General features: G+C 72.1%; 21 protein-coding genes. 11 read left to right on the plus strand and 10 right to left on the minus strand.

What is annotated here, in order from left to right:
• Positions 1–6: 6 nt before the first annotated feature.
• A complete protein-coding gene (gene bla, locus FJ658_RS02815) occupies positions 7–1,047 on the minus strand; it encodes a class A beta-lactamase (protein WP_141143857.1) in 1,041 nt (346 codons plus the stop codon).
• 88 nt (positions 1,048–1,135) lie between these two features.
• Positions 1,136–1,756, minus strand: a complete 621-nt coding sequence (locus FJ658_RS02820; RefSeq protein WP_141143858.1) for a MerR family transcriptional regulator — start codon at positions 1,754–1,756, stop codon at positions 1,136–1,138.
• 187 nt (positions 1,757–1,943) lie between these two features.
• On the opposite strand from FJ658_RS02820, the gene FJ658_RS02825 reads away from it, so the two are divergent.
• Complete coding sequence (locus FJ658_RS02825) at positions 1,944–2,474, plus strand: DUF4188 domain-containing protein (RefSeq protein ID WP_141143859.1); 531 nt, start codon at positions 1,944–1,946, stop codon at positions 2,472–2,474.
• Here FJ658_RS02825 and FJ658_RS02830 read toward each other — a convergent pair.
• The 4 genes from FJ658_RS02830 to FJ658_RS02845 all read right to left on the minus strand — a co-directional run bounded on the left by FJ658_RS02830 (position 2,455) and on the right by FJ658_RS02845 (position 7,142).
• Positions 2,455–3,897 (minus strand): DUF6421 family protein, encoded by a 1,443-nt coding sequence (locus tag FJ658_RS02830; protein WP_141143860.1) that lies wholly within the window; start codon positions 3,895–3,897, stop codon positions 2,455–2,457. The two genes, FJ658_RS02825 and FJ658_RS02830, sit on opposite strands and share 20 nt — an antisense overlap.
• Positions 3,898–4,063: 166 nt before the next feature.
• Complete coding sequence (locus FJ658_RS02835) at positions 4,064–5,026, minus strand: ABC transporter ATP-binding protein (protein ID WP_141143861.1); 963 nt, start codon at positions 5,024–5,026, stop codon at positions 4,064–4,066.
• Positions 5,023–6,069 (minus strand): iron chelate uptake ABC transporter family permease subunit, encoded by a 1,047-nt coding sequence (locus FJ658_RS02840; protein ID WP_255447518.1) that lies wholly within the window; start codon positions 6,067–6,069, stop codon positions 5,023–5,025. Before FJ658_RS02840 ends, FJ658_RS02835 begins: the two co-directional genes overlap by 4 nt.
• Complete coding sequence (locus FJ658_RS02845; protein WP_255447519.1) at positions 6,066–7,142, minus strand: iron ABC transporter permease; 1,077 nt, start codon at positions 7,140–7,142, stop codon at positions 6,066–6,068. Before FJ658_RS02845 ends, FJ658_RS02840 begins: the two co-directional genes overlap by 4 nt.
• 76 nt (positions 7,143–7,218) lie before the next feature.
• Here FJ658_RS02845 and FJ658_RS02850 point away from each other — a divergent pair, with 76 nt between their 5' ends.
• Positions 7,219–8,211, plus strand: coding sequence for an iron-siderophore ABC transporter substrate-binding protein (locus FJ658_RS02850; protein ID WP_141143862.1), 993 nt, complete (start codon positions 7,219–7,221; stop codon positions 8,209–8,211).
• Positions 8,212–8,395: 184 nt separating this feature from the next.
• A complete protein-coding gene (locus FJ658_RS02855; RefSeq protein WP_141143863.1) occupies positions 8,396–9,325 on the plus strand; it encodes an AEC family transporter in 930 nt (309 codons plus the stop codon).
• Here FJ658_RS02855 and FJ658_RS02860 read toward each other — a convergent pair.
• Positions 9,285–9,662: a hypothetical protein gene (locus FJ658_RS02860; RefSeq protein WP_141143864.1), complete on the minus strand. Its 378-nt coding sequence runs from the start codon at positions 9,660–9,662 to the stop codon at positions 9,285–9,287. The genes FJ658_RS02855 and FJ658_RS02860 overlap by 41 nt on opposite strands.
• Before the next feature lie 67 nt (positions 9,663–9,729).
• Entirely contained in the window at positions 9,730–10,572 is an 843-nt protein-coding gene (locus tag FJ658_RS02865) for an exodeoxyribonuclease III (protein ID WP_141143865.1), read from the minus strand.
• Between the two features lie 79 nt (positions 10,573–10,651).
• Between FJ658_RS02865 and pyrE the strand changes: the two genes are divergently transcribed.
• Together pyrE and FJ658_RS02875 are read left to right on the plus strand one after the other, a co-directional pair.
• Positions 10,652–11,203: an orotate phosphoribosyltransferase gene (gene pyrE, locus FJ658_RS02870; RefSeq protein WP_141143866.1), complete on the plus strand. Its 552-nt coding sequence runs from the start codon at positions 10,652–10,654 to the stop codon at positions 11,201–11,203.
• A complete protein-coding gene (locus FJ658_RS02875; RefSeq protein WP_141143867.1) occupies positions 11,200–12,546 on the plus strand; it encodes a hypothetical protein in 1,347 nt (448 codons plus the stop codon). Before pyrE ends, FJ658_RS02875 begins: the two co-directional genes overlap by 4 nt.
• Positions 12,547–12,559: 13 nt before the next feature.
• Here the strand turns inward: FJ658_RS02875 and FJ658_RS02880 are convergent, their stop codons facing one another.
• Positions 12,560–13,357, minus strand: a complete 798-nt coding sequence (locus FJ658_RS02880) for an HAD-IIA family hydrolase (RefSeq protein WP_141143868.1) — start codon at positions 13,355–13,357, stop codon at positions 12,560–12,562.
• 192 nt (positions 13,358–13,549) lie between these two features.
• Here FJ658_RS02880 and FJ658_RS02885 point away from each other — a divergent pair, with 192 nt between their 5' ends.
• The 5 genes from FJ658_RS02885 (at position 13,550) to FJ658_RS02900 (ending at position 16,528) form a co-directional block, all read left to right on the plus strand.
• Complete coding sequence (locus tag FJ658_RS02885; protein WP_255447520.1) at positions 13,550–15,136, plus strand: MFS transporter; 1,587 nt, start codon at positions 13,550–13,552, stop codon at positions 15,134–15,136.
• Between the two features lie 139 nt (positions 15,137–15,275).
• Positions 15,276–15,695, plus strand: coding sequence for a DUF5684 domain-containing protein (locus FJ658_RS02890; protein WP_141143869.1), 420 nt, complete (start codon positions 15,276–15,278; stop codon positions 15,693–15,695).
• Between the two features lie 48 nt (positions 15,696–15,743).
• Positions 15,744–15,920: a DUF5684 domain-containing protein gene (locus FJ658_RS15985; RefSeq protein WP_255447535.1), complete on the plus strand. Its 177-nt coding sequence runs from the start codon at positions 15,744–15,746 to the stop codon at positions 15,918–15,920.
• A gap of 57 nt (positions 15,921–15,977) precedes the next feature.
• Positions 15,978–16,253, plus strand: coding sequence for an antitoxin of toxin-antitoxin stability system (locus FJ658_RS02895; protein ID WP_141143870.1), 276 nt, complete (start codon positions 15,978–15,980; stop codon positions 16,251–16,253).
• Complete coding sequence (locus tag FJ658_RS02900; RefSeq protein ID WP_141143871.1) at positions 16,250–16,528, plus strand: type II toxin-antitoxin system RelE/ParE family toxin; 279 nt, start codon at positions 16,250–16,252, stop codon at positions 16,526–16,528. The genes FJ658_RS02895 and FJ658_RS02900 overlap by 4 nt, the downstream gene beginning before the upstream one ends.
• Before the next feature lie 36 nt (positions 16,529–16,564).
• Here the strand turns inward: FJ658_RS02900 and FJ658_RS02905 are convergent, their stop codons facing one another.
• On the minus strand, positions 16,565–17,647 hold the full coding sequence (locus FJ658_RS02905; protein WP_141143872.1) for a site-specific DNA-methyltransferase: 1,083 nt from the start codon (positions 17,645–17,647) through the stop codon (positions 16,565–16,567).
• Between the two features lie 194 nt (positions 17,648–17,841).
• On the opposite strand from FJ658_RS02905, the gene FJ658_RS02910 reads away from it, so the two are divergent.
• Positions 17,842–18,468 carry a TrmH family RNA methyltransferase gene (locus tag FJ658_RS02910; RefSeq protein ID WP_141143999.1) on the plus strand — a complete coding sequence of 209 codons (627 nt, stop codon included), beginning with the start codon at positions 17,842–17,844 and terminating at the stop codon, positions 18,466–18,468.
• The last annotated feature ends 114 nt before the right edge of the window (positions 18,469–18,582 follow it).

The raw sequence follows: 18,582 nt of genomic DNA on the forward strand, positions 1-18,582 counted from the left end.
GCGAGCCTAAGCGCGCAGCGCGTCGAGCGTCGCCCGCGCCGCGGCGGCCACGAGCGCGTCGTCGTACTCCGCGTCGGGGTCGCCCGTCGCATCCCGGCTGCTGAGCACGGCGATCACGATCGGCGCTCCACTCGGCGGATGCACGACCGCCACGTCGTTGCGCGTGCCGTAGCCCGCCGCCCCCGACTTGTCGCCCGCCGTCCAGCCGTCGGGGAGCCCGGCGCGGATCAGCGTCGCCCCGGTCTGCGACCCGTCGAGCCAGCCGTTGAGGGCGGCGCGCTCGACCGAATCGAGCGGGGCCTTCCGTCCTTCGTCGACGGCGAGCGCCCGCAGCGACGACGCGAGAGCGCGCGGCGTGCTCGTGTCGCGCTCGTCGCCCGGGGCCGCCTCGTTGAGGTCGGGTTCGATGCGGTCGACCTGCGTCGTGCGGTCGCCGAGCCCGCGCAGCTGCTTCTGCAGCGCATCCACGCCGCCGAGTCGCGCGAAGAGCAGGTTGCCGGCCGTGTTGTCGCTGAGCTCGACGGCCGCCGCGGCGACCTCGCCGAGCGTCATCGTGCCGCCGGCGTGCTGCTCGGTGACGGGGGAGTAGTCGATCAGCGGGGCCGCCGGGATCGCGACCGGATCGTCGAGCGCGGCGACGCCCTCGCGCTGAAGCACGAGTCCAGCGGCGAGCGCCTTGAGGGTCGAGGCGTAGGCGAAGCGGTCGTCGCCGTGCCAGCTCGCCGTGCGTCCGGTGCCGGTGTCGATCGCGACCACGCCGACGCGCGCGTCGTACTGCTGCTCGAGCGCGGAGAGATCGACCGCGATGTCGGCGTGCGGCGCGCCGGTCGTCGACTGCGACGTGGATGCGCGGCTCGCGCTGCCCTCGGTGCCGGGTGACGCGTCGGCCGGTGCCGCGGCCGCGCATCCGGCGAGCAGGGCGAGGGCGGCAGGTGCCGCGATCGCGGCGGCGAGGCGGGTGCGCCGGATGGGGTCGGGGGTGCGGGTGCGGGTGCGCTGCGGCGAGGAATCGCGGACGGAGGGGTCGTGCGTGAGGTGGTGACGCATCCCCCATCCTCCGCACGCGCACCTGCGCGTCGCCCGACCGTCCCGTGCACGCGGGCCGCAGGTCCTCGCGGCCCCGAGCCCCGCGCTCTCAGCCCCGCAGGGCCCCGTCGCCGAAGCGCTCGCCCGCGGCGACCTGCTCGGCGAGGCGCCGCAGCGCCAGCACGAGGGGCTCGACCAGCACGGTGCCGAGCACGACGTAGCGCACGGCGGCGTCGGGCGAGTCGGTCGGGATGCCGTCGATCTCCGCCTGCGCCATGTCGCGCGCCGCCCGCACATAGGCGTCGAGCGCGCCGGGCGCGAGCTCGAAGCCGGCGTCGCGCAGTCCCTGCAGCGCCCGCGCGACATCCCCCAGCACCGCCGGGTCGCAGGAGTCGACAGGCCAGCCCCACTCCTCGGCGAGCGAGTGCACCTCGCTCACGTCGAGCGCGGGATCGAGCGGCGTCATGAGCGCGCTGTGCGCCCGTCCGAGCAGATCGATCGCGGGCGGCGGGTCGTCGAGCGCGCCGAGCACGGTGCGGGCCTGGGCGATGCTGACGCCGCCCGGTCCGAGCAGCGCCCGGATGAGGCGCAGCCGCGCCAGGTGCGTCTCGTCGTAGATGGCCTGCGTCGCCGAGGTGCGGTGTCCGTCGTGCAGCAGGCCTTCGCGCAGGTAGTACTTCACGGTCGCGACCGGGATGCCGGCGTCGGCCGAGAGCTGCGAGATGCGCATCCGGGTCCTTCCTCCATGACGGCCGCGGCGGTCGCGACGGTGACCGCTGCGACCACGACCGCGTCCCCGACGGCTGCGGGCCGCATCCACGACCGGGGCTTGCAATTGGAGAGTATCACTCTCCATAATTGGAGAGCATCACTATCCAGTGATCGCCGACCGACATCCGCTCGACCGGAGGTGCACCATGGCGAAGATCTTCCCGGGCCGCATGACCCACCATCACGAGGGCGAGCTCGTCGTCTTCCACATCGGGATGCGCATCAACAAGGTCTGGCGCTCCGACCTGTGGATCCCCGTGCTCAACGCGATGACCCCGATGCTGACCGAGCTCTCGAAAGATCCCGACTCGGGGATGCTCGGCTTCGACCTGCTCATCGGACGCAACGGCCCCTACGTGGTGCAGTACTGGTCGAGCATCGAGAAGCTCTACGACTACGCCTCGAACCGCGACGCCGCGCACCGTCCGGCCTGGTCGGCGTTCAACGCGCGGGCGCGCAAGGCTCCTGGTGCGGTCGGCATCTGGCACGAGACGTTCCACGTGCAGCGCGCCGAGTCGATGTACGTCGGGATGCCGCGCTTCGGCCTCGCCGGCGCGACCGAGCACCTGCCGGTCACGAGCCGCGGCGACCGCGCCCGCGCGCGCTACGCCGAGGGCCGCACGGGCACCACGGGCGCACCCGGCGCCGGCGCCGGCGCTACGCCGCCGCGCCCGTGATGCCGCGCGTCGACTCGATCACGTCGCCCATCTTCTTGGCGAGCGCCTCGTAGAACATCGACAGCGGGAACTCGTCGTCGAGCACCGCATCCGTGTAGACCTTCGGCGCGCCGGCGAGGATCTCGTCGGGCAGGCCGCGGGCCCAGGCGGATGCGGGGTTCGGCGTCAGCGTGCCGCGCACCAGGTCGTAGGCCGCGAGCCAGTGCACCGTCTTGGGGCGGTCGATGCTGCGCCAGTAGAGCTCGTTGATCGCGTCGGAGAGCTCGATCACGGCCGCGGGCAGCACGGTCCAGTCGAGGGCGAGCTGCGTGTCGGTCCAGTGCAGGGCGCCGCGCTGGTGCAGCCAGGCGAACAGCAGCTGCCCGCCGAGCCCGTCGTAGTTGCGCACCCGCGAGCCGGTGAGCGGGAAGCGGAAGATGCGGTCGAACAGGATCGCGTGCTGCACGCGCACGGCCTGGTCGCGGATCTCCGCCGCATCCTCGCCGAGTTCGGCGTCGTCGGCCTCGCCGAGGCGCACGCTCTCGCGGAACGCGGTCAGGTCGCAGCGCAGCTCCTCGAGCGAGTAGAGGAAGAACGGCATGCGCTGCTTGATCATGAACGGATCGAACGGCAGGTCGCCGCGCATGTGCGAGCGGTCGTGGATGAGGTCCCACATGACGAAGGTCTTCTCGGTCGCGGCCTGGTCGTCGAGCATCGCGAGGTCGAGCCCGGTGAGCTCGAGCTTGGTGATCTCGGCGGCGGCGCGGGTGACGCGACGGTAGCGGGCGGCCTCGCGGTCCTGGAAGATCGCACCCCACGTGAAGGTCGGGATCTCGCGCATCGCGACAGTCTCGGGGAACAGCACGGCCGAGTTCGTGTCGTAGCCGGCCGTGAAATCGATCAGGCGCAGCGACAGGAAGAGCCGGTTCGTGTAGGTCTGCTCGAGCCGGGCGATGAACTCGGGCCAGATCGTCTCGACGATGAGCGCCTCGACGAGACGGTCGGTCGAGCCGTTCTGCGTGTACATCGGGAACACGACGAGGTGACGCAGGCCGTCGACGCGGTGCTCGGCCGGCTGGAACGCGACGAGCGCGTCGAGGAAGTCGGGAACGCCGAAGCCGCCGTCGACCCAGCGATCGAAGTCGACGACGAGCGCGTCGAGGTAGGCGGCGTCGTGCGGGAAGGCGGGGGCGAGGGCGCGGATGCCGGCCGTCAGGCGGGCGACGGCGTCGCGCGCGGCGGCGTGCACGTCGGCTTCGGGGATCGAGCCGTCTTTGACCTGCCACTGCTGCAGCTCGGTCGCGGCGGCCTTCAGCTGGTGCCAGGCGGCGCTGCTCTCGGCGAGGCGGGCATCCTCGACGACCTCCGGCTCTCCGACGACGGATGCGGTGGCAGCGGCGGTGGCTGCGGCGGCAGTGGATGCGGTGGGCTGGGCGATGGTCATGATGGCGCCTCCTCTCGCATCCAGGCTAGGAAGCGGAGGCGCCGCGGCGTCGGGCGTCGTGCGCAATACTCCTGCGTCTGGGGTGCGGGCGGCGCGCGAAACGTGCACTGTCGCGCTCGCGGCGCGCGAATGCGACCACGGCGTGTCCGCTGCGCCGCGACCCGCCTCAGTCGCGCGACGCCCGCGGGATGACGAGCGGCGTGCCCGTCTCGGGGTCGGGGATGACGACGCAGGCGAGCCCGAAGACCTCTTCGACCAGCTCGGCCGTGACGATCTCCGACGGCGGGCCCTCGGCCACGACCTCGCCGGCCTTCATCGCGATCAGGTGCGTCGCATAGCGAGCCGCCTGGTTGAGCTCGTGCAGCACGGCCACGACCGTCGTGCCGTCGCGGTGCAGGCGCGCGAACAGGTCGAGCAGCTCGATCTGGTGCGCGATGTCGAGGAACGTCGTGGGCTCGTCGAGCAGCAGGATCGGCGTCTCCTGCGCGAGCGCCATCGCGGCCCACACGCGCTGCCGCTGCCCGCCGGAGAGCTCGGCGACGTGACGGTCGGCGAGCGCATCCACCTCGGTCGCGACCATGGCCCGCTCGACGGCCTGCTCGTCGGTCGAGGTCCACTGCCGGAACAGGCCCTGGTGCGGGTAGCGCCCGCGCGCGACGAGGTCGGCGACCGTGATGCCGTCGGGCGCGGTGGAGCTCTGCGGCAGCAGGCCGACGACGCGGGCGGCCTCCTTGGGGGCGTAGCCGCCGAGCGGCTTCTCGTCGAGCGTCACGGTGCCGGCCGTCGGCGTGAGCAGGCGCGACAGCGAGCGCAGCAGCGTCGACTTGCCGCAGGCGTTGGGCCCGACGATCACCGTGAACGAGCGGTCGGGGATGTCGACGCTGAGGTTCTCGGCGATGACCCGGCGGTCGTAGGCGAGCCTCGCGCCCTGGGTGCGCAGGCGCGGGGCGCCGGGCGCGTCGACGGCGCCGCCCTCGGGGCCGGTGGATGCGGTGGCCGATGCCTCGGCGAGCGTCACGTCGTTCTCCTCGGGGTTCGGGTCGGTGCCGGTCGGGTCGGTGCCGATCGGGTCGGCGGCGGATGCGCCGGCCCGTCGGGCGCCGGTCGTGCCGGCGGGCTCGGCGCTCATCGCCGCCGCGCCTCGCGCACGAGCAGCCAGATCAGGTAGCCGCCGCCGACGCATACCGTGACCACGCCGACCGGAACACCGGGCAGCGCGTTCTGGGCGAGCTGGTCCGCGGCGAGCAGCAGAACGGCGCCGAGCAGTGCGGCCGGGATGAGCGGGATGCCGGGGCCGCGCGTCAGGCGGGCCGCGATCTGCGGGGCGGCGAGGGCGATGAACGCGATGGGTCCGGTCACGGCGGTGGCGATCGCGGCGAGTGCGACGCCGACCGCGACGAGCGCGAGCCGCGAGGGTTCGACGCGCACCCCGTGCGCCTTGGCGGCGTCGTCGCCGAGCTCGAGCTGGCGCAGGCGCGGCGCGAGCACGATGAGCGCGACGCCGAGGATCGCGATCACGATCATCGCCGGCACGAGTCGCGCCCAGTCGACGAGCGAGAGCGAGCCGGCGCCCCAGGCGCCCGCGGCCATCGCGACCTCGGCCTTCGCCCGCAGCCGGATCCAGACATTCACCGCCGAGAGGATGCCGCTGACGGCGACGCCGACGATGATCAGCCGGAAGCCGTCGATTCCGCGCCGGTAGGCGAGCAGGTAGACGACCGCGGCCGTGACGAAGCCGCCGACGAGGGCGCCGAGCTCGACCGGCACCGCGTTGCCGAGCACGATGCCCGCGATGAGCGCGCCCGTGTAGGCGCCGGTCGAGAAGCCGATCACGTCGGGCGAGCCGAGCGGGTTGCGGCTGAGGGTCTGGAAGATCGCCCCGGATGCGGCCAGCGCGCCCCCGAACGCGATCGCCGCGAGCGTGCGCGGCAGGCGCCACTCGACCACGACCTGGTGGTCGAAGCTCTCGAGCTTGACGAACGCCTCCACGACCTCGGCCGGGGTGAGCACGTAGCGGCCGAGGCAGATCGCCAGCACGAAGCCGACGACGAGGAGCACGCTCAGAACCAGAACGACCGTGCGGCGTCGGCGGCGCATCCGCTCGCGTGCGCTGACCGGGGCGGGGGATGCGGTGGTCGTCTCGGGCGCCCCGGCGCTCGTCGCCGCGCTCACAGCGCGCTCATCCGCTTGCTGCGCGAGATCGCGATGAGCACGGGCGCGCCGATGATGGCCGTCACGATGCCGACCGGCAGCTCGCCCGGGTAAAGCACGACGCGGCCGAGGATGTCGGCGGCCAGCAGCAGCACCGGCGAGAAGACGAGCGTGTAGGCGAGGATCCAGCGCTGGTCGGGACCGGTGACGAAGCGCGCGGCGTGCGGCACCATGAGGCCGACGAAGGCGATCGGGCCGGCGATCGCGGTCGCGCCGCCGGCGAGCAGCGTGACCGAGAGCACCGAGAGCCCGCGCACCAGGCCGACGTTCGAGCCGAGCGAGCGGGCCAGGTCGTCGCCGAGCGCGACCGCGTTGAGCGGGCCGCCGAGCGCGAGGGCGATGATCACGCCGACGCCGAGGAACGGCAGCACGGGCAGCAGGTCGGGCCAGCCCTTGTCCTGCAGCGAGCCGGCGTTCCAGGCGCGCAGCACGTCGAAGGTCTTCGGGTCGAGCAGCGAGAGGGCCGTGATGACGCCGACGAGCACGGCGCTCAGCGCGACGCCGGCGAGCGTCAGCCGGGCCGGGTCGATCGCGCCGGGGCCGCCCGAGCCGATCAGGTAGACCGCGACGGTCGTGATGGCGGCGCCGAGCAGGGCGAACCAGATGTAGGAGCCCGAGCCCTGCACGCCCAGCACGGCGATCGCGAGCGCGATCGCGAAACCCGAGCCGTAGGTCACGCCGAGCACGCCCGGATCGGCGAGCGGGTTGCGGGTGACGGCCTGCACGAGCGCGCCCGAGAGGCCGAGCGCGAGGCCGGCGACGATGCCGATCACGGTGCGCGGGATGCGCGAGTCGACGACGACCGAGGCCTCCGTGCCGCTCGGGGCCTTGCCGGCGACGAGGTCGCCGAGCGCCGTGAGCACGTGGTCGAGCGGGATGGCGCGCGAGCCGATCGCGAGGCTGAGCGCGACCGCGACGACCAGCGCGACGATCGCCACGATCAGGCCGAGCAGCCGCACGGTCGCGGGGCGCATGCGCGAGCGGCGGGCCGCGAGCTGCTGCTCGGCGGTCTCGTGCACCGTGGTGGACGTCACGAGATGAGCTTAGGCTAGCCTTACCGCTGTTCCGTGCGCCCCCTGCACCCACCTGAATCCCGAGAGACCTCATCCCATGAAGAGATCCCCCCTCCTGCTCGCCGCCGCGGCCGTCGTCGCGGTCGCGCTGAGCGCCTGCTCCACCGGCGCGACCGGCAGCGGCTCCGACGACAGCGGCGCCAGCGCCGGCTCGTTCCCCGCCAAGGTCGACACCAAGTTCGGCACCGTCGAGATCACCGAGGCGCCGAAGCGCGTCGTCGCGCTCGGCTGGGGCGACGCCGAGACCGCGCTGTCGTTCGGCGTCAAGCCGGTCGGCGCGAGCGACTGGCTCGGCTTCGGCGGCAAGGGCGTCGGCCCCTGGGCCGAAGACCTCTACGGCGACAGCAAGCCCGAGATCATCGAGACGCTCGAGCCCGATTACGAGGCCATCGCGAACCTCAAGCCCGACCTGATCCTCGACGTGCACGGCTCGGGTGACGAGAAGCGCTACAAGCGCCTGTCGTCGATCGCGACCACCGTCGGCATCCCCGAGGGCGGCGAGAACTACCTGACCTCGATGGAGGAGCAGACCACCATGATCGGCGAGGCCCTCGGCCAGCCGGACAAGGCGAAGGAGCTGCTCGCCCAGGTCGAGAGCGACGCCAAGGCCGTCGCCGACGCGCACCCCGAGTGGGCCGGCAAGACCACGACGGTCGCCGCCTACACGAGCGAAGGCTGGGGCGCCTACGTCGAGGGCGACGGACGCCTCGCGTTCCTGCAGAGCCTCGGCTTCGTGCTGAGCCCGACGATCGCCGACATGAAGCCGGAGGGCTTCTCGGTGTCGATCTCGTCGGAGCAGCTCGACCTGCTCGACGCCGACCTGCTCGTCGCCTTCCCGATCTTCGTCGAGGCGACCGAGATCACGAAGCAGCCGCTGTGGGGCCAGGTTCCCGCCGTCGCCGCCGGTCGCGGCATCGTGATCGACGACAGCGAGCTGCAGTCGGCGTTCTCGATCGCGACCCCGCTCTCGCAGAGCTACCTGATCGAGAACCTCGTCCCGCTGATCGAGAAGGCCATCCCGGCCAGCTGATCGGCTGACACCAGACCTGACGAAGCCCCGGTGGATGCGCCCACCGGGGCTTCGTCGTATCCGGCGTCGTGACCGGATGCGTGACCGGATGCGTGACCGGATGCGTGACCGGATGCGGGGCCGGATGCGGGGCCGAGCAGACTGACCGGCGGGCCCGGCCCCGCGAGCCTGGAAGACTGGACCCGTGCTCGGAGCGCTGACGGGATTCGCGATCATCGCCGTCATCATCGGCGTCGGCTATCTCGTCGCGCGCCTCGAGGTGCTGCCCGACGGCGCCGGCCTCGTGCTCAACCGCACCGCGTTCTTCGTCGGCAGCCCGGCCCTGCTGTTCACGGTGCTGGCTCGCGCCGACCTGGCCGTCGTGTTCTCGCCGTTCCTCATCGCGTCGCTCGTGAGCGCGGCGATCGCAGCGCTGCTGTTCGTGCTCGCGTCACGGCTGCTGTTCCGGATGCGCTTCGGCGACACGGTCATCGGCGCCACCGCATCCGGCTATGTGAACGCGAACAACATCGGCCTGCCCGTGGCGACCTACGTGATCGGCAGCACCGAGTACATCGCCCCCGTGCTGCTGTTCCAGCTGCTGATCTTCGCCCCGGTCGTGCTGACCATGCTCGACGTGACGACCCGCGGGCGCGTCTCGGTCAAGAACGTGCTGCTCGGGCCCGTGCGCAACCCGATCGTCGTCGGCTCGGCGCTGGGCGTGATCGTCGCGGCGACCGGCATCGAGCTGCCCGACGCCGTGTTCGCCCCGCTCGACCTCATCGGCGGTGCCGCGGTGCCGCTCATGCTGCTGGCGTTCGGCATGTCGCTGCGCGGGCAGCGCCCGTTCGCCTCGGGATCGCCGCGCCGCGCGGTGCTGGTCGCGACGGTGCTCAAGGCGGTCGTCATGCCGGCCGTCGCCTTCGTCGTCGCGCGCTTCCTGCTGCACCTCCCCGACGCCGAGGTCGCCGCGGCGACCGTCGTGGCCGCGCTGCCGGCCGCGCAGAACGTCAACACCTACGCGGTGCGCTACAACCAGGGCGTGATCCTGGCCCGGGATGCGGTGCTCTTCTCGACCGTCGCGGCCGTGCCGATCATCCTGCTGGTGTCGCTGCTGCTGCATCCGGCCGGCTGATGCCGCGGTCGAGCACCGCTGAGAGCCGGTCGTAGGCGAGGCCGTCGAGCACGACGAGCTCGGAGTGCCGGATGCCCGCGCTGATGGCGACGAAGCCGAGGCGGTCGGCGTCGGCGGTCCAGATCTGCACGCGCAGGGTGCCGTTCCTGCCGATCCCGGCGGGCATCGGGGCGTAGTTCGCGGGGTCGCCGCTGGCGAAGCGGGCCAGGATGTCGTCGACGACCTCCTGCCCGGCGGCGGCGTAGGCGACGGCGTGGCGGCGCCGCATCCGGGTGCCGGTCGCGTCGCGGGCGAGGCCGCGCCCGCGGTAGACGGCCAGCAGCACGAACACGATCACCCACAGCGGGCAGGGAACATGAAAGCGAGCCTAGGTCAGCTCGCGCGCAACCCGGCCGCGGCCGGAATCAGAAGATCATCGGGCGGTCGTCGTCGTCCTCGTCGGCGCTGAGGTCGAGGTCGACGACCACCGGCACGTGGTCGCTGGGGGCGTCGCCCTTGCGCTCCTCGCGGTGGATGCCGGCCCCGGCCACGAGGTCGGCGAACGGCTTCGAGCCGAGGATGAAGTCGATGCGCAGTCCCTCGTTGCGCGGGAACCGCAGCTGCTTGTAGTCCCAGTAGGTGAAGCCCTCGGGGATGCGCGGCCGCACGACGTCGGTCAGCCCGCTGTCGAGCAGCGCCTGGAACGCGGCGCGCTCGGCCGGCGACACGTGGGTCGACACGCCCTCGATGATCGTCGGGTCGCCGTTGTCGGCATCGGTGGGGGCGATGTTGAAGTCGCCGGTCAGGGCGATCGGCGCATCCGGGTTCGCCGCCATCCACGCCGCCGTCGAGCCGCGCAGCGCCTCGAGCCAGTCGAGCTTGTAGGCGTAGTGCGGGTCGTCGAGCCCGCGGCCGTTCGGAACGTAGAGGCTCCACACGCGCACGCCGTTCGCGGTCGCGCCGATCGCGCGCGGCTCGAGCGGCAGGTCGGGGCCCTCGTGCCCCTTCAGGAAGCCGGGCATGCCGTCGAAGGTGCGCGCGACATCCTCGATGCCGACGCGGCTCGCGATGGCGACGCCGTTCCACTGGTTGAGCCCGTGCGTCACGACCTCATAGCCGGCCGCCTCGAACTCGGCGTGCGGGAACTGCTCGTCTTTGCACTTGATCTCCTGCATCGCGAGCACGTCGACCTCTTCGCGGCCGAGCCAGTCGACGATGCGGCCGACCCGCGCGCGGACCGAGTTGACGTTCCAGGTGGCGATGCGCATGGCTCCACGCTAGCGGCGGCGTGCGACCCGGGCTCGCCCCGAGGCGGGGGCGCGGCGGCGAGAAAGTAGAGTGTCGGGCGTGACCGACGCCCGACAGCAGCTCATCGAGTACATCCGCTCCGACGCCGTGTTCCACGGCGACTTCACGCTCACCAGCGGCAAGAAAGCGAGCTACTACGTCGACCTGCGTCGCGTCAGCCTCGACCACCGAGTCGCCCCGCTCATCGGCCAGGTCATGGTCGACCTGATCGCCGACATCCCCGAGGTGGATGCGGTGGGCGGCCTCACGATGGGCGCCGACCCGATCGCGGCCGCCGTGCTGCACCAGGGTGCCGCGCGCGGGCTCGGCTACGACGCCTTCGTCGTGCGCAAGGAGCCCAAGGACCACGGCCGCGGCAAGCAGGTCGAGGGCCCCGACCTCGCCGGCAAGCGCGTGATCGTGCTCGAAGACACCTCGACCACGGGCGGCTCGCCGCTCAAGGCCATCGAGGCGCTCGAGAAGGTCGGCGCCGAGATCGCCGCCGTCGCCGTGGTCGTCGACCGCGCGACCGAGGCGAAGGCGCGCATCGAGTCGGCCGGCTACCCCTACTACGCGGCCATCGGCCTGGAAGACCTCGGCCTGAAGCCGTGACCCCCGGCGGCGGGCTGAGCGACGAGGAGAGGGCGCGGCTCGCCGCGGCTCCTCCTCCGCTGGTCGAGCCGCCCGAGAAGCCGCAGGCGGCGACCCCGCCTCCGGCCGCCCCCGAACCGGCGTCGCGCGTCGCGCATCCCGCACCGTCCGGGGCTCGATCCGCGCCGCCTCCCGCTCCGGCGGCCCCGGCGTCGCCCCCGGCCGCGGCGTCGTCCCCGGCTCCCGACCCGCACGCCGAGCTGCCCGAGACGGAGCCGCTGCGCGCCCCCGGCGTCGATACCGGCGCGCTGCCGAGCACGGCGCCGATCACGGCCGCCGACCTCGCGCACACCGACCCCACGACCCTGCCGCCGGAGCTGCACCTCGAGTCGGCGCTCGCGATCGACGGCGCTCCGGGCGCGATGCCGGCGGCCGGCGGCTCGGCCCTCATGGACGAGCTGTTCGCGCCCGACCGCTTCGTCGAGTGGGATGAGGCCGCGCGCGCGAGCACGCCGCTGTCGAACCGCGCCGGCCCGCCGACGACCGAGCACATCCCCTCGGGCCTGACCGGACCGCAGCCCTCGCACGACCCCTGGGCGCGCACCCGCGCGGCGCTCGCCGCCGCACAGGAGGCCGACGCCCGTGAGCTGGCCGCGGCCGCCCGCTACGACGCGCAGGGCACGCCGATCGTCAGCCGCACGCAGAAGTCGCTCGTCGTCGTCGCGGTCGCTGTGGTCAGCCTGCTCGCGCTCGTGTCGCTGTTCCTGCTCGGCACCCGGCTCCCCGTCGCGGGCGCCGAGCCGACCGCCGGCGCGAGCGGCGCATCCTCAGGTCAGGGCGACGGCGAGGGCGGCGTGGATGCGGTGCCCACCGGCCCGGTCAAGTCCGGCGATCACGCGTGGACGGCCCTCAACGGCGGCGAGTGCCTCGACCCCTTCACCGACCCGTGGGCCGAGGAGTTCACGGTGGTGCGCTGCGTCGACGAGCACGATGCGCAGCTCGTGCTGCGCGCGCCGATCCCCGACGCGGATGCGCAGCGCTGGCCCGGCGTCGACGCCCTGCAGATCCGGCTCACCGAGCTGTGCGCCGCCGCGGGCGTCATCGACCTGACCTCCGCCGGCGCCTACAGCGATCTGCAGCTCTCGGCGGCGTTCCCCGCGAGCGCGGCGCAGTGGCGCGGTGGCGAGCGCGACTACTTCTGCTTCGTCAGCCGCTCGAGCGGCAAGAAGATCGAGGGCAGCGTGCAGGGCACGGCCCAGGCCGGGGTGTGGGCCGCGGCGAAGGCCGCCGCCGGCCCGGCCAAGGGCGGCAAGGACGGCGACACCAGCGGCGACGCCGGCGACGGCGGCTCGACGAAGGGCTGAGGCGCCCCGCCGCTCAGAGCTCGGTCTCGGCCGGCCCGGTCAGCAGCTCGTGCACGCCATCGATGACCTCGTCAGGGCGGAAGGGGTACTTCTCGATCTCGCGCTGGTCGCTGATGCCGGTCATCACGAGCACCGTGTGCAGGCCCGCCTCGATGCCGGCGACGATGTCGGTGTCCATGCGGTCGCCGATCATGCCGGTGTTCTCGCTGTGCGCGCCGATCTTGTTCATCGCCGAGCGGAACATCATCGGGTTCGGCTTGCCGACCACGTAGGGCTCGCGGCCGGTGGCCTTGGTGATGAGTGCCGAGATCGCGCCCGTCGCGGGCAGCACGCCCTCCTGGCTCGGGCCCGTCGCATCCGGGTTCGTCGAGATGAAGCGGGCGCCGTTGTTGATCAGGCGGATGGCCTTGGTGATCGCCTCGAAGGAGTAGTTGCGGGTCTCGCCGACGACCACGTAGTCGGGGTCCGTCTCGGTCATCACGAAGCCGGCCTCGTGCAGCGCGGTCGTGATGCCGGCCTCGCCGATCACGAACGCCGAGCCGCCGGGCATCTGCGAGGCGCAGAAGTCGGCGGTGGCGAGGGCGCTGGTCCAGATTCGCTCCTCGGGAACGTGCAGGCCGCTCGAGCGCAGACGGGCGGCGAGATCGCGGGGTGTGAAGATCGAGTTGTTCGTCAGCACGAGGAACGGGGTGCCCGAATCGAGCCACTGCTGAATGAGCTCGGGCGCCCCGGGCAGCGCGTGGTTCTCGTGCACGAGCACGCCATCCATGTCGGTGAGCCAGGCTTCGACCTCAGAGCGCGCATTCGCCATGTGGCGATCGTATCGGGCGGTTCTCACCCTCCTCGTTGCCTGTGAGAACGTCTGGCAAAGCCGTGTGAATCGGCGTGAAGGGCGGGCGTACAGTTCTTGGCTTGTCCGGGATCCGGATGCGCGCACCGAGCGTCCGGACCACTGAATCAGGCGGATCCTGCACACCCGAGAACCGCCGGAGAGAGTCAGAACGTGAGTTCCTCCAGCCCCATCCATCCCGAGCCGTCCTCGGCCGAGCGCACCGGCGGCAAGCCGAAGCGCGCCGCCCGCGGACGGCGTCTCCGTGTCGGCGACGTCAACGTCGTCGACCGCCCCATGATGCGCCGCGCCGTCGGCGGCACGATCGTCGGCAACACGATGGAGTGGTACGACGTCGGCATCTACGGCTACCTCGCCGTCGTCATGGGAAGGGTCTTCCTGCCGACCGCCGAGCCGGCGGTGCAGATCCTGTTCAGCTTCGGCGTCTTCGCCGCCACCTACGTCGCCCGCCCGCTCGGCGGCATCGTCTTCGGCCGCATCGGCGACCGGGTCGGTCGGCAGAAGGTGCTGGCGACCACGCTCATCCTGATGGCGTCGTCGACGTTCCTCATCGGCGTGCTGCCCGACTACGCGCTCGTCGGCGCGACCGCGCCCGTGCTGCTGGTGGTGCTGAAGCTCGCGCAGGGCTTCTCGACCGGCGGCGAGTACGCCGGCGCGACGACGTTCATCAGCGAGTACGCGCCCGACAAGAAGCGCGCGTTCTTCGCGAGCTTCCTCGACACCGGCAGCTACATCGGCTTCGCGCTCGGCGCGGCTGTCGTGTCGGTGCTGCAGCTCACGGTCGGCCAGGAGGGCCTCGAGGCCTGGGCCTGGCGCATCCCGTTCCTCGCCGCCGGCCCGATCGGCGCGGTGGCGATCTACTTCCGCCTGAAGATCGAGGAGTCGCCGGCATTCCAGGCGACCCAGGATGCGCAGGCCAGCGCGAGCGGCGAGATCGCCGACGCGCAGGGCCGCCCCCGCAACATCTGGGTGCTCATCGCGCGCAACTGGCGTTCGCTGCTCATCCTGATCGCGCTGGTCGCCGCATCCAACTCGGTCGGCTACGCGCTCACCAGCTACATGCCGACCTACCTGACGGATGCGCTGGGCTACGACCCGATCCACGGCACGCTGCTGACGATCCCGGTGCTGTTCCTGCTGGCGGCGCTGCTGCCGGTGACGGGCAAGCTCTCCGACCGCTTCGGGCGTCGGAAGGTCATGAGCGTCGCCGCCGCGTCGGTCATCGTGCTCAGCATCCCGGCGTTCCTGCTGATCGGCGCCGACTCGATCGGCACGACTCTGCTCGGACTGTCGATCGTGGCGATCCTGACCGCGATGTGGGTGTCGAACCAGGCGGCGTCGCTGCCGGCGCTGTTCATGACCTCGTCGCGCTACGGCGGCATGGGGCTCGGCTACAACATCGCGATCGCCGTGTTCGGCGGTACGACGCCGCTCATGATCCAGGGGCTGCTCTACCTCACCGGCAGCAACCTCGCCCCGGCCTGGTTCCTGATGGGAACGAGCGTGCTCGGCGCGATCGGCGTGTTCTTCATGAAGGAGTCGTCGGGTCGCCCGATGCCCGGATCGCTGCCGTCGGTCGAGACCGAGGAGGAGGCGCGCGACCTGGTCGAGCACCAGGACGAGAATCCGCTGCTCGACCTCAGCACGATGCCGCTCGAGGTGCTCGACGCGGCGCACGAGCAGCGCGTCGAGGCCGACCGCGCGCGTCGCGAGGCTGCCGGGACCGCCGCCGCGAAGTAGGCGCGATCACGTGATGCCCAGAGGGGCGCGGCCGGTCATCCGGTCGCGCCCCTCGCGCATCCACCGGCCGCGCATCCGCGTGGTCGGCGCGACCACCGGCGGCCTTGCGAGGCGTGGATGCCCGACCTAACGTCGAGGGATGCTCCACCTCGCGCACGACGCCGTGTCCACCCTGCTCGTGACCGCCGACTCGGGCGATGGCGGGGGCGGGCTGATCAGTCCGCTGGCGCAGCTCGGCACGAGCTTCGTCGCCTACGTGCTCATGGCGGTCGCGATGTGGCCGGTCTATCGCAAGGCCGGATTCGCGGGATGGGTCGGATTCATCCCGATCGTGAACCTCTACCTGCTGCTCAAGATCGTGAAGTTCCACGGCGCGCTCGTGCTGCTCTACCTGATCCCGCTCGTGAACCTGATCTTCGCGCTGATCGTGGCGCTGCGCCTCGGCCGCACCTTCGGGCAGGGCGGCGTCTTCTCGGTGCTGCTGCTCTGGCTGCTGGCGCCGATCGGGCAGTTCATCATCGGCTACGGTTCGGCGCAGCACCGCGACGTCGACTTCTGAGGCGGCGCCGATGAGCTGGCCGTTCCCGGCCGACGGCCGACGCTGCTGCTGCTCTTCGTGCCGGTGATCAGCTGGCTGTTCGCGATCTTCGTCGCCGTGCGCATCGGCGACGCCTTCGGGCAGAACGGCGTCTTCAGCTTCTTCCTGCTGTTCCTGCTCTCGCCGATCGGCTTCTTCATCGTCGGATGGGGGCCGGCTCGGCACCGCGCGATCGAGTACGACTGAGCTGGTCAGAAGCTCGCCAATCTGGCGCTTCTCGCGAACCAGGCGCATACTCGTGGCATGACCGACGCCGCCGAGCTCTCTATCACGGATGCTCGTGACCACTTCTCCGATGCGGTGAACCGTGCGGCGTTCGGACGCCAGGTGACCTACGTGACACGCGGTCGTGGCCGGCAGCGAGCCGCCGCGATCGTGCCGATCGACCTCCTCCTCGAGTACGAGGAACTGCTCGATCGCGAGGATGCTCGGCTTGCCGCTGAGAGGCTGGCGGAGGTCCGGGACGGACGCGCGGAGGTCGTGTCGGCCGACGAGGTGTTCCGGCAGATCGAGCAGTGACCGACCCTCGTCGGAACTACGCGATCGCCTTCGACCGCCGAGCGGCGAAGGAGTTCGCCGGGCTCGAGAAGCGCGAGGCGCGGCGCGTCCGCGACGCGATCCGCGCGCTGAGCGAAGACCCGCACCCTCCTGGGTCGATCAAGCTCAGCGGGGTCGACGACCTCTTCCGGATCCGCATCGGCGACTATCGGGTGATCTACTCGGTCGACGACGGGATTCTCACCGTGCTGGTCGTCCGCGTCGCTCACCGGCGCGAGGTCTACCGGCGACGCTGAGCCGGAGCAGCGGGAGCGAGCGGATCAGCCGGGGAATCAGCCCGCCGCGGCCTCGACCGGGCTCGCGGCATCCTTCGGCGTCGACGCGGCGGCGCTCGCCGGGTCGATCGCCAGCTCGGAACCGGCGGCGTCGACCACGCGCGCCGAGGGGATGCGGCGGCGCATGATGTGCACCGCATCCGGGCTCTCGTCGATCAGCAGGGCCCGGCGGCCGAGCGCGGTCGCGACGGCACCGGTCGTGCCCGAGCCGGCGAAGAAGTCGAGCACCCAGTCGCCCGGCGCCGACGAGGCCTGCACGATGCGGCGCAGGATGCCCTCGGGCTTCTGCGTGGCGTAGCCGGTGCGCTCGCGGCCCGAGGTGGGCACGATCGTGTGCCACCAGACGTCGGTGGGGCGCTTGCCGAGCTCCGCCTTCTCGGGCGTCACGAGACCCGGCGCCATGTAGGGCTCGCGGTCGACCGCATCCGCGTCGAAGTAGTAGGTCTCGGGGTTCTTGACGTAGACGAGGATCGTGTCGTGCTTCGCCGGCCAGCGGCGCCGCGTCTTCGCGCCGTAGTCGTAGGCCCAGATCAGCTCGTTGAGGAAGCAGTCGCGGCCGAACAGCGCGTCGAGCGCGAGCTTGGCGTAGTGCGCCTCGCGGTAGTCGAGGTGCAGATAGAGGGTGCCGGCGTCGTCGAGCAGGCGCCAGGCCTCGATCAGCCGCGGCTCGAGAAAGGCCCAGTAGTCGTCGAAGCGGTCGTCGTAGCGGCTCAGCGTGCGCTTGACGGCGGCGTAGTCGCGGCCGCCGAAGCCGCGGCGCAGAATGGTCGACGCGTCGTCGGCGACGGGAGCGGATGCGGCGTCGGCGCTCGCCGCCTCGATCGCCGTGGTCGCCGAGGTCACCGCTTCGCCGGCGGAGTCGTCAGCGCCGTCGGCCTCGCCCGCCGACACGGCCTGCCGAATCGTCGTGATGCTCTGGTATCGCTGCACGCGCCCGGTGTTGAACGGCGGATCGAGGTACACGAGCCGGAACGCCCCGTCGGGCAGCTGGGCCGTCACGCCGAGGTTGTCGCCGAGCACGATCGTGTCGGGGCCGTCGGCGCTCCAGACGGGCGCAGAAGTCGTGCGTCGCCGGGCCATGCCGCGACCTTAACAGCGCCCGTGCGCCCCCCTCGCTCGCCCCGCCGCCGAACGCCGACCCCTGAGCGACGGATCTCAGACCCCTCAGCGAGAATGACGGGGTGGATGCGCATCCCGAGCCCGCCGGGCCCGCCCCGGTCGACGGTGCCGACGATCAGGCCGAGCTCGCCGACGCGCCCGAGCCCGCGGAGCCCCTGCTCGAGGTCGGCGTGGGTCCGTGGCCCGGAGGCCGCGCCGCCTGGCCCGACGACGACCGCCTCGACCCCGAGCTGCTCGAGCTCGGCGACCGCCGCAACGTCGTCGACGAGTTCCGCTACTGGCGGCTCGAGGCGATCGTGGCCGAGCTCGACCGCCGCCGGCATTTCTTCGAGGTCGCCGTCGAGAACTGGCAGCACGACCTCAACATCGGCTCGATCGTGCGCAGCGCGAACGCCTTCCTCGCGGCCCGCGTGCACATCGTCGGGCGGCGCCGCTGGAACCGCCGCGGCGCGATGGTGACCGACCGCTACCAGCACGTCGAGCACCATCCCGATGTCGCCGATCTGGTGCGGGATGCGCGAGCGCGCGGTCTGACGATCGTCGCCGTCGACAACGTGCCCGGCTCGACCGGCGTCGACGACTACGACTTCCCGGCGGCGAGCCTGCTGCTGTTCGGACAGGAGGGGCCGGGGCTGAGCCCGGAGGCGCTCGCCGCGGCGGATGCGGTGGTCGCGATCCCGCAGTTCGGATCGACCCGCTCGATCAACGCGGCTGCGGCGGCGGCGATCGTCATGCACGCCTGGATCCGGCGACACGCGCGACACGCCAGGTCCGCCGACTGACCGAACCGATCCGGCGACGCCTCCGAACGACCGGATGCGGAGATCCCGCGTGGATGCCCGCTCGAGTCCGTTCTGCGGGTGACCCGGTCGTCCACCCTCCGATCACCCCAGTGC

It is taken from the genome of Schumannella sp. 10F1B-5-1 (assembly GCF_006517535.1).
In the GTDB taxonomy this organism is placed as follows: domain Bacteria; phylum Actinomycetota; class Actinomycetes; order Actinomycetales; family Microbacteriaceae; genus Schumannella.